The sequence below is a fragment of the Nocardioides sp. J54 genome (assembly GCF_000519005.1).
Lineage (GTDB): Bacteria > Actinomycetota > Actinomycetes > Propionibacteriales > Nocardioidaceae > Nocardioides.
Genome location: NZ_JAER01000017.1, coordinates 68991 through 82756, shown reverse-complemented (window position 1 = coordinate 82756; position 13766 = coordinate 68991). Strand labels below are relative to the sequence as shown.

Here is a 13766-nt window from a genome sequence, read left to right as displayed (position 1 = left end):
GCTGGTCGGTGCTGGTCGGTCTGGGTCGAGCTGGTCGAGGGGTGGTCGGGTCGGTGTCGGTCGGGTCGGTTCCTTCTCCTGGTCTCTCTGGTTGGTCGGGTCGGTCGGGTCAGCGGACGCCGAGCAGGTGCTCCATCGCCAGCTGGTCGAGGGCCTCCATCGCGACGCTGCGCGCGCTCATGGCCTCGAGGTCGTAATGGGCGTCGCGCAGGTCGGCGAGCGCCTCGCCGGGCGCGAGGGTCGGGGTGCTGAGCTCGTCGACGAGCGCAGCGTCGAGCGCGGCCCGCACGTCGGGGTCGGCACGGAACGCGGACGCCCGCTCCCGGAGGATGAGGTAGTTGCGCATGCACGCCCGCGCCGACTCCCACACGCCGTCGACGGCCTCGGCGCGCGGCGGCTTGAAGTCGAAGTGCACGAAGCCGTCGTACGGCGCCGTGCCGGCGCCACCGAGGAGGGTGTCGACCGTCCAGAACGCCCCGCGCAGGTTGCCGGCACCGAAGCGCAGGTCCTGGTCGAAGCGCGGCCCGTGCTGGCCGTTGAGGTCGATGTGGAAGAGCTTGCCGTGCCACATCGCCTGGGCGATGCCGTGCGCGAAGTTGAGCCCCGCCATCTCCTCGTGGCCGACCTCGGGGTTGAGGCCGACCATCTCCGGGTGCTCGAGCTCGGAGATCAGCGCGAGGGCGTGGCCGATGGTCGGCAGCAGGATGTCGCCGCGCGGCTCGTTGGGCTTGGGCTCGAGCGCGAAGCGCAGCTGGTAGCCCTGCTCCTTCACGTAGGCGCAGACCAGGTTGAGCGACTCGGCCATCCGGTCGAGCGCGGCCGGGATGCTCTTGCTCGCGCCGTGCTCGGCGCCCTCGCGACCGCCCCACATCACGAAGGTCTCGGCGCCCAGCGACGCGGCCAGGTCGATGTTGCGCAGCACCTTCGCGGTCGCGTAGCGCCGCACGGTGCGGTCGTTGGCGGTGAGCCCGCCCTCCTTGAAGACCGGGTGGCCGAACAGGTTGGTGGTCACCATCTCGCAGCGCAGGCCGGTGTCGCTCAGCGCCTGCTCGAACTTCTTCAGCGTCACGTCGCGCGACGCGTCGTCGGGCAGCAGGTCGTCGTCGTGGAAGGTGACCGCGGCCGCGCCGAGCTCGGCGAGCTTGTAGGTGCTCTCGATCGGGTCGAGGGGCGGGCGGCTGGCCGGCCCGAAGACGTCGACCCCTTCCCACCCCACGGTCCACAGACCGAAGGAGAACTTGTCCTCGGGGACGGGCTGGTACGGGTCGTTGGTCATGCGGGGATCTCCTGCCAGGTTCGGTTCGTCGCGCTGGTCTCGACGGCGTCGAGGACGCGCTGGATCTGCAGGCCGTCGGCGAAGGTGGGCGTCGGCTCGACGCCGTTCGCGATGGCGGTCACCAGGTCGACGGCCTGGTGGGTGAAGCCGTGCTCGTAGCCGAGGCCGTGGCCGGGGGGCCACCACGCCGCGACCCACGGATGGGTCGCCTCGGTGACGAGGATCCGGCGGAAGCCGGCCTCCTCGTCGGGCAGCGTCGCGTCGAAGAAGTGCAGGACGTTCATGTCCTCGAAGTCGAACGCGAGGCTGCCGAGCGAGCCGTTCACCTCGATCCGGATCGCGTTCTTGCGTCCGGTCGCAAATCGGGTGGCCTCGAACACGCCGGCCGCCCCGCTGCTGAAGCGGGCCAGGAACAGGGCTGCGTCGTCGACGGTGACCTCGCCGCGCTCCGTCGAGGCCGTGCCCGACAGGCCGGCGTGCTCGGTGGCCAGCGGACGCTCCTTGACGAAGGTCTCGAGGTGGCCGGAGACCTCGGCGATGGTGTCGCCGGTGATGTGCTGGGTGAGGTCGATGATGTGGGCGCCGATGTCGCCGAGCGACCCGGACCCGGCGCGCTCGCGCTGCAGCCGCCAGGACAGCGGCGCCTCGGGGTCGGCGATCCAGTCCTGGAGGTACTGGGCGCGGACGTGGCGGATGGTGCCGAGGCGGCCGTCGGCCACGAGCTGGCGGGCGAGCGCGATCGCCGGGACCCGGCGGTAGGTGAACCCGACCATGGCGCGCACGCCGCGCTCCGCGGCGGCCGCGGCGGCCTTCGCCATCTCCTCCGCCTCCGCGACCGAGTTCGCCAGCGGCTTCTCGCACAGGACGTGCTTGCCGGCCTCCAGCGCCGCGATCGCGATCTCGGCGTGGGAGTCGCCCGGCGTGCAGATGTCGACGAGGTCGACGTCCTCGCGTCGTACGAGCTCACGCCAGTCGGTGACGTGGTCCTCCCAGCCGAGCCGCTCGGCCGCGGCAGCGGTGCGGGCGGCGTCGCGCCCGCCGAGGACCCGCATCACGGGGACCAGGGGGAGGTCGAAGAACCGGGGTGCGGACCGCCACGCCTGGGAGTGGGCGGCACCCATGAAGGAGTGACCGACCATGCCGACGTTGATGCGGGCGACGGCCTGGTCGCTGGGGCTGGGGGTGGCGTTGGCCATGGTTCACCTGACTTTCTGGAGGTGCCCGCCCCGGGTCGCGCGCCGCGCGACCCGGGGAGAGCTCGTCGGATCAGGACTCGAAGGCGGTCGGCAGGTACTTGTCGACGTTCTCGGCCGTGACGACCGGGGCGTAGAGCTGGACCAGGCGCGGGACCTCGACCTCGACGAGGTCGTCGACCGACCGGTCCTGGGCGAGCAGGCGGGCCAGCTTGAGGCCGTCCGCGCCCTGGGTCGACGGGTAGATGACGGTCGCCTTGAGGACGCCCTCACCGGACTTGATCGCCTCCATGGCGTTCTTCGACCCGGCACCGCCGATCATCACGAACTCGTCGCGGCCGGCGTTGTCGATGGCCGCGAGGACGCCGACACCCTGGTCGTCGTCGTGGTTCCAGAGGTAGTCGATCTTCGGAGCGGCCTGGAGCAGGTTGGTGGCCGCCTCCTCGCCACCCTGGACGGTGAAGTCCGCGGCGACGCGGTTGTCGACGTCGAGGCCGCACTCCTTGAGCGCGTCCTTGAACCCGCGGCTGCGGTCCTGGGTGAGCGGCAGCGAGTCGATGCCGGCGATCTCGGCGACGATCGCGTCCTTGTTGCCGCCGGCCTGCTCGCAGATGTACTCGCCGGCGGAGACGCCCATGCCGTAGTTGTCACCGAGCACGGTGACGCGCGCGGCGTTGGGGTCGTTGAACTCGCGGTCGACGTTGATGACCGGGATGCCGGCCTCCATCGCCTCGAGCGCGATCGGGGTGAGCGCGGCACCGTCGAAGGGCAGCAGCACGATCGCGTCGACCTTGTCGTTGATGAAGGTCTCGATCTGCTGGATCTGCACCTGCGGGTCGTTGGTGCCCTCGGCGACGATCAGCTCGACGTCCTCGTAGTTGTCGGCGACCGTCCGGGTCGACTCGGTGATCGACGCCATCCAGCCGTGGTCGGCGGCCGGGGCGGAGAAGCCGATGCGGACGGTGTCGCCGGCCTCGTCGTTCGAGCCCTCCTCGGCCTGGGACGTGCCGCCCCCGAGGTTCTCGTTCGCGTCGTCGGGCTCGTTGCTGGTGCAGGCGCTGAGGCCGACGACGGCGACCACGGCGAGTGCTGCCATGAGCTTCTTGCGTGCGGTGGACATCTTCAGGGACATGCGGTGCTCCTCGGGTGGTGGTGCATGACGGTTCGGACGGATGGTTCAGCTGCTGCTCTTCCGAGACGCCAACCACTGCTGGAGCAGGACGGCGGCGACGATGATCACGCCCTTGAGCAGGGACTGCTCGGAGTTGTCCCTGTTGTTGAGCGTGAAGACATTGGTCAGGGTCGTGAAGATGAGGACCCCGAGGACGGTGCCGGTGATGGTGCCCCGTCCCCCGGCCAGGAGGGTGCCGCCGATCACGACCGCGGCGATGGCGTCGAGCTCGAGCAACATGCCGTGCGTCGACGAGCCGGTCGTCGTACGGGCGATGATCAGCAGCGCGCCGATGGCCGAGCAGACCCCGACCAGGACGTACAGCAGCACGGTGTGGCGCCGGACGTTGATGCCGGCGAGCCGCGCGGCCTCGGGGTTGCCGCCGACGGCGAAGGTGCGCCGGCCGAAGGTGGTGCGGTTGAGCAGCACCCAGCCGACGACGGCGACGGCGGCGAACACCCAGATGGACATGTCGATGCCCAGCGGCTTGGCGGTGAAGAAGTCGAAGAAGCCAGGGACGTCGGTCGCGATCTGCGTCTTCTTCTGGGAGATGATCTCCGCCAGTCCGCGGGCGGAGACCAGCATCGCCAGGGTGGCGATGAAGGCCACGACCTTGCCGTAGGCGATGAGTATCCCGTTGACCAGCCCGCACCCGGCGCCGACGGCGATCGCGGTGAAGACCATCAGGCTCCAGTGCACGTCGACGGCCATCTCCCGCGTCGCGAGCGTGGTCGCCCAGACTGACGACAGGGCGAGGATCGCGCCGACGGACAGGTCGATGCCGCCGCCGGTGATGACGAAGGTCATCCCGATCGCGACGACGCCGATGACGGTGGACAGGCGCAGGATCGTCAACAGGTTGTCGCTGCTGGCGAAGCGCTCGCCGGCCGTGACCATGCCGACGACGCACAGCAGTGCCAGCGCGATCAGCAGGCCGAGCATGCGGAAGAAGCCGACCTCCGCCAGCCAGGCGGTGCCGCCGGCGGAGCCCTTGTGGGCGCCCTCGGCCTCCATCCCCTGGGTGGAGTCGGTGGTGGGGACGACCGGCAACGCGCGGCTGGTCCCCTCGGCCTCGGCCGACTTCCCGAGATCGACGGGCGAGGTGTCGGTCGGCCCCGTGACGGGGCTCGTGCTCTGGTCGCTCATGCGGGGGTTCCTTCCATGACCAGGTCGAGGACCCGGGACTCGTCGATGTCGTGGGATGCGCTCTCGTGGACGACCCGGCCCTCGCGGACGACGAGCACCCGGTCCGACAACCCGAGCACCTCCTCGACCTCGCTGGACACGACCACGACGGCGACCCCGGAGTCGGCCAGCGAGCGGATGAGCTTGTAGATCTCGGCGCGGGCACCGACGTCGACGCCGCGGCTCGGCTCGTCGAGCAGCAGCACCCGGCAACCGCGCAGCAGCCAGCGGGCCACGACGACCTTCTGCTGGTTGCCGCCGGACAACGTCCGCACGTGGCGCGAGATGTTGCGCGGGCGTACGTCGAGGGAGTCGACCAGCTCGGTGGCCCTCGCCCTCTCCCGGGCCCGCTGGATGAAGCCCGCCCGCTGGAAGCGCTTCATCGAGGAGGCGGAGATGTTGGCGAAGACCGGCTGGTCGAGCAGCAGGCCCTGGCTCTTGCGCTCCTCGGGGGCGAGGCCCAGGCCGGCCTGGACGGCGGCGTGGACGGCACCGCGGCGCAGGCGCTTGCCGTCGACGGTGACCGTGCCGGTGCTGGCCCTGCGGGCGCCGTAGACGGTCTCGAGGATCTCGGTGCGCCCGGAGCCGACCAGCCCGGCCAGCCCGACGATCTCGCCGGCCCGCACGTCGAAGCTGACGTCGTGGAACACACCGGCCAGGGACAGGTCCCGCACCTCGAGCACGGCGGGGGCCTCGGCGTCGGGGCCGTCCCCGCGCGGCGGGAAGACGTACTCGATCGAGCGGCCGGTCATCAGCCGGATCAGGTCCGCGGTCGGGGTGGTGGCGGCGGGCAGGCCGGTCGCGACGGTGGAGCCGTCCTTGAGGACGGTGATCCGGTCGCCGATCTCGCGGATCTCCTCGAGTCGGTGGGAGATGTAGACGATCGCGACGCCCTGCTCGGTCAGCGCGCGGATGACCCGGAAGAGGTTCTCGACCTCGCCGGCGTCGAGCACCGCGGACGGCTCGTCGAGGATGAGCAGGTCGACGTCGTGCGAGAGCGCGCGGGCCATGCTGACCACCTGCTGCCCCGCCGGTGAGAGGTCGCCGACCAGCTGGGTCGGGCTCAGCTCGCCGTGGCCGAGCCGGGCGAGGATGCCCTGCGCCCGCTCGTTGGTCGCGGACCGGCGGGAGAACCCGACGGTCGAGATCTCGTGGCCGAGGAAGATGTTCTCCGCGACGGTGAGGCCGGGCACGAGGTCGAGCTCCTGGTAGATCGTCGCGACGCCGGCGTCGATCGCGGCCTGCGGGTGGCCGAAGTGCACCTCGCGGCCCTTCCACCAGATCGTCCCCTCGTCGGGCTGGTACGACGCCGAGAGGATCTTGATCAGCGTCGACTTGCCCGCACCGTTCTGCCCGAGCAGGCAGTGCACCTCGCCCGCGGCGACCTCGAGGTCGATGCCGTCGAGGGCGCGGACCGACGAGAACTGCTTCACGATGCCCGTCATCCGCAGCAGGGGCGTGCCTGCGTCCTGGGTGGTGCTCACTGTGCTTCTCCTGTCGCCGGTCGGCGGGGCACTCGGGTCGGGTCGGCGAAGACCGACTCGAGGGAGGCGGTGGCGCCGCCGCGCACCGCGGCCCCGAAGCCGAGCGTCGACAGCTCGACGCGGGTGCCACCGGCACCGGGGGCGACGACGCGGTCGCGGAGCTCGCGCTCGATCGCGGGCCGCATGTGGTGGCCGACCGCGGCGTAGTAGCCGGTCAGCACGATCGTGGTCGGGTTGAGGGCGTTGGCGAGGATCGAGGCCCCGACGCCGACCCAGGAGCCGACCTCGTCGAGCGCGTCGAGGGTGCGGGTGTCGGCCAGGTCGGCGCGGCGGTTGATCTCGGCGAGCCGGGCGTCGATGTCCATCCCCGGGTTGCGGATCGGGTCGTCCGGGTCTGCGGCGAGCTCGATGAGGGCGCGCAGGCCACTGACGGTCTCCCAGCAGCCCTGGCGCCCGCACCCGCACTGGCGACCGCGGGGGTCGACGATCATGTGGCCGAACTCGCCGGCGTACCCGTGGCTGCCGCGGAGCAGCCGGCCGCCGGTCACGATGCCGCCACCGACACCGATCTCGCCGTGCAGGACGAGGATGTCCTGCCGGGACGGGTCGCCCGGGGTGACCTCGGCGGCGGCGGCCAGGTTGCCCTCGTTGTCGACGACGACCGGGTACGAGCCGTCGAGCTCGTCGCGCAGGATCGTCCCGACCGGCACGTCGTACCAGCCGAGGTTGGGGCCGTGGGTGAGCACGTCGCGGGTCTGGTCGTAGAGGCCGGCGACCCCGACGGTGAGCCCGACCGGCGCCGCGCCGCGCGACTCGAGGCCGCCGACCGTCTCCTGCACGAGGTCGACGAGGCGCTCGATCACCCGGCCGGCGCCCAGCGAGCGGGCGTCCAGGCCGATCTTGCGCTCCTCCACGATCTGGCCGCGCAGGTCGAGCGCCATCGTCGAGACGTGGTTGACGTTGATCTCTGCGCCGATGCCGCACACGGCGCGGCCGTCGAGCTCGACGGCGGTGCTGGGCCGGCCGACCGCGTTCTGCACGAGCGGGCCGTCGCTGGCCAGGCCGCGCTCGATCAGCTCGGTGATCAGGGTGGAGACGGTGGAGCGGGTCATGCCCAGCTCGACGGCGAGGGCCGCGCGGGAGCGGGCGCCGTGGTCGCGGAGGTGCCGGAGGACGAGCCCGAGGTTGGACCGACGCACGTCGGGGTTCCCCAGGCTGTGGCCCGCGGTGTGGCTCAAGGTCGACACCACGTCTCCTCTCCGGACAGGCTCGCGCCGAGGGCGCGCTCGATCGGCGCGTCGGCAGGGCTGCGCCGACGTCAGAAATGGGGGTGGCCAGGGGCACGTGCGCCCGAGAGGACCCGCACGTCGCTACAGGTGCCCCGGTGTGACGACCGTCACTGGTTTGTTGGGGCGCCGCCCAAACTAAGCCGGTTCAACAAGGCCTAGCAAGAGCCTGGCGCTGACGAACCGGGACGATTTCCCGAGTTATGACGAATCGAGAATCAAATCTGACGATATTCGTCACAAGTTCGTCATCGGGCGCTGCGTCCGCCGGCAATCCAGGCCTCCACGGCCTCGGAGCCGGCGCCGACCAGGACGGCGTGGTCGCCCACCTCGCTCAGCACGATGTCGAGGTCCTCGGCCAGCCGGGCGGGCGCGAGCCGGTAGACCGTGGTGCGCAGGTCGCCCAGCAGCTGCGCCCCCAGCGCGGCCACCGGTCCGCCCAGCACCACCCGGAGCGGGTCGGCGTGCGCGACGACCCCTGCGAGCACCTTGCCCAGCCGCTGGCCCAGGTCCCGGGCGAGCTGGACGACGACCGGGTCGCCGGTCCGGCCGGCCGCGACGAGGTCGGCGAGGTCGAGGGCGCCGTTGCGGGAGAGCGCGTCGGCGAGCACCTGCGACCGGCCGCGGTGGGCCTGCTCGGTCGCCTGGGCGACCAGCGCGGACGCGCTGACGAACGCGTCGAGGCACCCGGTCAGGCCGCACACGCACGCCGGCCCGAACTCCTCGACCCGCAGGTGCCCGACCTCGCCGGCGTGCCCGGACCCACCGGTGCTCAACCGCCCGCCGGACATGGTGGCGAGCGTGACGCTGCCGCCCAGCCGGACGGCCACGAAGTCGTCGATGCCGCGGGCCGCACCGGCGCGCCGCTCACCGAGCGCCATCGCCCGCGCCGCGGGTACGGCGGCAGCCGGCGTGGCGTCGTACCGCTCGGCGAGGGGGCCGGCGAGATCGACGTAGGCGACGGGCGCGGTGCCGGCAGCTGCCACGCCGATCGCGGCCGGCCGCCGGTCGCGGAGGACCTGGTCGACGGCCCGCAGCACGGTGGCGGTCATCGACGCCTGGTCGTCACCGAGGTCCTGCACGTCGATGCTGACGCCGCTCTCGATCGTCAGGTGCCCGTCCAGCGCCGCCACACGGACCCGCCGCTCGGCCAGCGACAGCGCGAGGAACACGCGGTCGGCCGGCGCCGGCATCGCCACGGTCACCGACCGCCGCCCGCCCGAGCTGGCCGCGAGCGGCCCGTCCCGGACGTCCCCCGCCTCGGCGAGCGCACGCAGCGGTGACGCGAGCGTCGTGCGCGGCACGCCCAGCTGCTGGGCGAGCTGGGTCCGCGTCAGCGGCCCGTGGTCCCGCAGCCGCCGCAGCACCTCGCCGTCGAGCTCACCGGTCACGCGGGTCAAGATCTCACACCGCGCGGCCCCGCCGGACGGTCAACCCGCTCCGTCAGTGTGTGGTCACGCGCTCCTGCGTGCGGCCGCGGTCAGGGCGATGTCGACGATCATGTCCTCCTGGCCCCCGACGAGGCCGCGGCGGCCGCACTCCATGAGGATGTCGCGGACGTCGACGCCGTACTGCTCGGCAGCACGCTCGGCGTGGCGGAGGAAGGACGAGTAGACGCCGGCGTACCCCAGGGTCAGGGTCTCGCGGTCGACCCGGACCGGCCGGTCCTGCAGCGGGCGGACGATGTCGTCGGCGGCGTCCTGGAGCTTGAACAGGTCGCAACGGTGCTCGAACCCGGACAGGTCGGCCACGGCGACGAACGCCTCCAGCGGGCAGTTGCCCGCCCCGGCGCCGTGCCCGGCAAGGGACGCGTCCACGCGACGCACGCCGTTCTGGACCGCGACCACGGAGTTGGCCACCGACAGCGACAGGTTCTCGTGGGCGTGGATGCCGATCTCGGTGGCAGGGTCGAGGACGTCGCGGTAGGCACGGACCCGGGCCACGACGTCGTCCATGGTGAGCCGGCCCCCGGAGTCGGTGACGTAGACGCAGTGCGCACCGTAGGACTCCATCAGCCCCGCCTGCTTCGCCAGGTCCTCCGGCGCGGCCATGTGGGAGAGCATGAGGAAGCCCGACACGTCCATGCCGAGCTCGCGCGCTGCCTCGATGTGCTGGGCCGAGACGTCGGCCTCCGTGCAGTGCGTCGCGACCCGCACCGACCGGACGCCGAGGTCGTAGGCCCGCTTGAGCTCGTGGATGGTGCCCACCCCGGGGAGCAGCAGCGTCGTCAACCGGGCGCGCTCCAGGACCGAGGCGGCAGCCTCGATCCACTCCCAGTCGGTGTGCGAGCCGGGACCGTAGTTGACCGACGAACCTGCGAGGCCGTCACCGTGGGCCACCTCGATGGCGTCGACCCCGGCCTCGTCGAGGGCAGAGACGATCCGCTTGACGTCCTCGGGGCTGATCCGGTGGCGTACGGCGTGCATGCCGTCGCGCAGCGTGACGTCCTGGATGAAGATGGGCGTGCTCACAGGGCGCTCTCCTTGGCAGCTGCGATCCGTTCGGCCACCTGCAGGGCGGCCGACGTCATGATGTCGAGGTTGCCGGCGTAGGCCGGGAGGTAGTGGGCGGCACCCTCGACCTCGAGGAACACCGACACCTGGTGGGTCGGGCGTTGCCCGCCGGGGGCGAGCAGGTTCTCGACCGGCTGGTCGGAGGGGATCTCGGCGATCTGGACCGCCTGCTTGAGCCGGTAGCCGGGCACGTAGGCCGCCACCTCGGCCGCCATCTTCTCCACGCTGCGCCGGATCTCGTCGTGGGTGGCCGGGTCAGGCGCGCTGACCAGCGCGAAGACGGTGTCCCGCATGATCAGCGGGGGCTCGGCAGGGTTGAGGATGATGATCGCCTTGCCCCGGCGCGCGCCGCCGACCTCGACGATGGCGGCCGAGGTGGTCTCGGTGAACTCGTCGATGTTGGCGCGGGTGCCGGGTCCGGCGGACTTCGACGCGATCGAGGCGACGATCTCGGCGTACTCGACGGGGACGACCCGGCTGATGGCGGCCACGACCGGGATGGTCGCCTGCCCACCGCAGGTCACCATGTTGAGGTTGGGCGCGTCGAGGTGCTCCTCGAGGTTGACCGCCGGGACGACGTAGGGCCCGATCGCGGCCGGCGTCAGGTCGACCAGGCGCTTGCCGAGGGGCTGCAGCCGGGCGGCGTTCACCTCGTGCGCCTTGGCGGAGGTGGCGTCGAAGACGATCTCGATCTCGTCGAAGCCGGGCAGAGACACCAGGCCCTCGACGCCCTCGTGGGTGGTCGCGAAGCCGAAGCGCTGCGCCCGCGCCAGCCCGTCGGAGGCCGGGTCGATGCCGACCATCGCGCCCATCTCCAGGTGCTCGCTGGTGCGCACCACCTTGATCATCAGGTCGGTCCCGATGTTGCCCGAGCCGATGATCGCCACCTTGGTCCTGCTCATGCCTGTGCTCCTTCGCTGATGGTCACCGAGACCGCGCCGAGGCCGGTCAGCTCTGCCGTGACGTGGTTGCCCGCGACGACCGGGCGCATCGGCCCGAGCGCGCCGGAGAGGACCACGTCGCCGGCACGCAGCGGCTGCCCCAGCTCGGCAGCAGTACGCGCGAGCCACACGACCGCCTCGACCGGGTCACCCAGGCAGGCCGCGCCGTTCCCCGTGGAGACCAGCTCACCGTCGATGGTCATGGACATCTGGACCTCGACCGGTGTCACCTGCGCCAGCGTCCGCCGCTCGGGGCCGAGCACGAAGGCGCCGGCCGACGCGTTGTCGGCCACGGTGTCGGCGAAGCTGATGTCCCACCCCTCGATCCGGCTGCCGCAGACCTCGAGGGCTGCGACGACGTACGCCGTGGCGTCCCGGACCTGCGTGGCGTCGAGGCTGCCGTCGGCCAGGTCCGCGCCGAGCACGAAGGCGATCTCCGCCTCGATCCGCGGCTGCGACACCCGGTCCACGGGGATGGTGTCGCCACCGACGTGGGCCATGTCGTCGAACAGGACCCCGAAGTCGGGCCGGTCGACCCCGAGCTGCTGCTGGACCGCGGGCGAGGTCAGCCCGATCTTGCGCCCGACGACGCGGGCGCCGCCGGCGAGGCGGCGACTGGTCAGCAGCTGCTGCACCGCGTACGCCGCGGCCACGTCGTCGCGGCCGATGAGGTCGCGCACGGGTGCGCACGGCACGCCGGACTCCGCGGCGCCGGCGAGCCGGTCCGCGGCGGCGGCGATCGCCGCGTCGCTGGAGATGGAGGTCTGCGTCATGGCTCCACTGTGGGGCGCACCGGGACCGGCCCACCAGCGAAATGTCTCACTGAGCGATACGTTTGATCCATGGAGGCGAACACGAACCGCGACACGGTGCTGGGCAAGGCGGTCACGATCCTGCGGGCGTTCCGGATCGAGGACCAGGCGCTGTCCCTGGCCGAGCTGGTCCGCCGCACCGGGCTGCACAAGGCGACGACCCATCGTCTGGCCGGGGAGCTGGTCGCCAACCGCCTGCTCGATCGCGTCGACGGCGGGTACCGCCTCTCGGGCGGCCTCTTCGAGCTCGGCATTCGGGCGTCGTTCGAGCGCAGCCTGCTCGAGGTGTCGATGCCCTTCCTGCAGGACCTCTACGAACGCACCCACGAGACCGTCCACCTCGCCGTGCGGGAGGGACACGAGGTCGTCTACATCGCCAAGATCGGCGGTCACCGCCAGGCGCGCTCCCCGTCGCGCACCGGCGGTCGGATGCCCCTGCACTGCACGGCCATCGGCAAGGCACTGCTCGCCCACGGCGACCCGGCGCTGCGACGGGAGGTCCTGGCCGGACCCCTCGAGCGACGCACCCCGCACACGATCGTGGCGCCGGGGCTGCTGCGGCGCCAGCTCACCCAGGTCGCGTCCACGGGCGTCGCCTTCGAGTACGAGGAGTCCGCCGTGGGCATCAACTGCGTCGCCACACCGGTGCTCGGCGCCCGCGACGAGGTCCTGGCAGCGATCAGCATCACCGGCCCGACGGGTCGGTTCCGGCCCGAGAACCACGTCGTACCGGTCCGCTCGGCCAGTGCCGCCCTCTCCGCGACGTTGCGCCGCACGGACCGGCAGCGTCGGGAGCGCTGATCCTGCCTCTCCCGGTGGTCGCGGCCGGCCGGCGGTCCCCACGAACGGGAGAGCCGCCGGCTGGCGAGGCGGGGTGACCAGGATGAACGGACCGTACGGACCTGCTGGACGGCGTGCCTGCGGGGCGGGCCCGCGGGCCGTCGATCCTCCCTCGAGGCGCCGTCGAGGCGCCGGCGAGGCGCCGGCGAGGGGCGTCACCCGCGTGCGGTTGACCCGCGCTTCCCGCGGGCACGCTGACGACGTGCCCCGCAACCCAGCTGCCACCCGACAATCACTCGCCTCGGGCGTCGCGACGGTCCTGCTCGCCTGCAGCGCCGTCTTGGGAGGGGTCTGGTTCGCCGCCACGGCCGACATCGTCCGCGTGAACGTCATCGACGCGCGGTTGGCCTACGACGTCGGCTACAACGGCGAGGTCACCCAGCGCGAGGGGCTCTGGGAGCCGCGGGGCCTGGACTTCGCGGAGCTGATGTACGTCCCGTTCGGCGCGACGGCGCTGGCCCTCTTCGCGTTCCCGCTGGCCGTGGTCACCCGCCGCGCGCTGGGCGACCCGGCCGCCGTCCGCTACGCCCTGGGTACGACGCTGGTGGCCTCCCTCCCGGGTTTCGTGTGGCTCTCCCTCGACTGGGTGCCGCTCGACGCGCAGGCCGACATCGTCAAGGAGGTCGCCCGCGTGTCGGACCTGTGGATGCCGGTGCTGATCGCGCTCGCCGGCGCCGGGTTCCTCACCGCCTGGTGGCGGACCTGCCCCGGACCGGCTGCTGGCGTCGACGACCGACTCGACGACCGGCTCGACGCCTGACTCGACGAGTGACGGGGCTGACCTACTCGCGGCCGGACCCTGCGGAGGGCCTCTGGCACCGCCGCGGCTGGGCCGGACACTCATGACACGCCCGAACCAGTCACATCTTCTGACCCATGACCCGACCTGTCACCCGAAAAATGCACGTAGCCCCGGGTCATCCCCGGGGCTACTCACGTGCGCGAGGGGGGAGTTGAACCCCCACGTCCTTTCGGACACACGGACCTGAACCGTGCGCGTCTGCCTATTCCGCCACTCGCGCGCTGCCGACCGTGATGCAGGTTGGTACGGCCGGGCAAGGCTAT

12 protein-coding genes and 1 tRNA gene are annotated in these 13766 nt (G+C 72.0%); 2 read left to right on the top strand and 11 right to left on the bottom strand.

The genetic code is table 11. The annotated features are described in order from the left end of the window. Positions 1-109: 109 nt before the first annotated feature. From xylA to NOCJ54_RS0113295, 10 genes are all read right to left on the bottom strand, one after another. Complete coding sequence (xylA, locus tag NOCJ54_RS0113340) at positions 110-1276, bottom strand: xylose isomerase (protein ID WP_028655890.1); 1167 nt, start codon at positions 1274-1276, stop codon at positions 110-112. Continuing rightward, entirely contained in the window at positions 1273-2472 is a 1200-nt protein-coding gene (locus NOCJ54_RS0113335) for a Gfo/Idh/MocA family protein (RefSeq protein ID WP_051485824.1), read from the bottom strand. Before NOCJ54_RS0113335 ends, xylA begins: the two co-directional genes overlap by 4 nt. A 70-nt stretch (positions 2473-2542) precedes the next feature. After that, positions 2543-3601, bottom strand: a complete 1059-nt coding sequence (locus NOCJ54_RS0113330) for a substrate-binding domain-containing protein (RefSeq protein ID WP_232221777.1) — start codon at positions 3599-3601, stop codon at positions 2543-2545. A 45-nt stretch (positions 3602-3646) separates the two neighbouring features. Beyond that, entirely contained in the window at positions 3647-4786 is a 1140-nt protein-coding gene (locus NOCJ54_RS0113325) for an ABC transporter permease (protein ID WP_084255184.1), read from the bottom strand. Further along, entirely contained in the window at positions 4783-6309 is a 1527-nt protein-coding gene (locus NOCJ54_RS0113320; protein WP_028655886.1) for a sugar ABC transporter ATP-binding protein, read from the bottom strand. The genes NOCJ54_RS0113325 and NOCJ54_RS0113320 overlap by 4 nt, the downstream gene beginning before the upstream one ends. Continuing rightward, the gene (locus tag NOCJ54_RS0113315; protein ID WP_232221776.1) at positions 6306-7556 is read right to left on the bottom strand and encodes an ROK family transcriptional regulator; all 1251 of its coding nucleotides are present in this window, start codon (positions 7554-7556) and stop codon (positions 6306-6308) included. The genes NOCJ54_RS0113320 and NOCJ54_RS0113315 overlap by 4 nt, the downstream gene beginning before the upstream one ends. Positions 7557-7843: 287 nt before the next feature. Then, positions 7844-8986, bottom strand: a complete 1143-nt coding sequence (locus NOCJ54_RS25750) for an ROK family protein (RefSeq protein WP_051485823.1) — start codon at positions 8984-8986, stop codon at positions 7844-7846. A gap of 63 nt (positions 8987-9049) precedes the next feature. Continuing rightward, the gene (gene dmpG, locus NOCJ54_RS0113305; RefSeq protein ID WP_028655884.1) at positions 9050-10066 is read right to left on the bottom strand and encodes a 4-hydroxy-2-oxovalerate aldolase; all 1017 of its coding nucleotides are present in this window, start codon (positions 10064-10066) and stop codon (positions 9050-9052) included. Continuing rightward, on the bottom strand, positions 10063-11010 hold the full coding sequence (locus NOCJ54_RS0113300) for an acetaldehyde dehydrogenase (acetylating) (RefSeq protein WP_028655883.1): 948 nt from the start codon (positions 11008-11010) through the stop codon (positions 10063-10065). Before NOCJ54_RS0113300 ends, dmpG begins: the two co-directional genes overlap by 4 nt. After that, the gene (locus tag NOCJ54_RS0113295) at positions 11007-11822 is read right to left on the bottom strand and encodes a 2-keto-4-pentenoate hydratase (protein WP_028655882.1); all 816 of its coding nucleotides are present in this window, start codon (positions 11820-11822) and stop codon (positions 11007-11009) included. Before NOCJ54_RS0113295 ends, NOCJ54_RS0113300 begins: the two co-directional genes overlap by 4 nt. 69 nt (positions 11823-11891) lie before the next feature. Between NOCJ54_RS0113295 and NOCJ54_RS0113290 the strand changes: the two genes are divergently transcribed. Beyond that, on the top strand, positions 11892-12662 hold the full coding sequence (locus NOCJ54_RS0113290) for an IclR family transcriptional regulator (protein ID WP_028655881.1): 771 nt from the start codon (positions 11892-11894) through the stop codon (positions 12660-12662). A 241-nt stretch (positions 12663-12903) separates the two neighbouring features. Then, a complete protein-coding gene (locus NOCJ54_RS0113285) occupies positions 12904-13461 on the top strand; it encodes a hypothetical protein (RefSeq protein ID WP_157514901.1) in 558 nt (185 codons plus the stop codon). Positions 13462-13639: 178 nt separating this feature from the next. Here NOCJ54_RS0113285 and NOCJ54_RS0113280 read toward each other — a convergent pair. Continuing rightward, positions 13640-13723 (bottom strand) — tRNA-Leu (locus tag NOCJ54_RS0113280). Positions 13724-13766 lie beyond the last annotated feature (43 nt).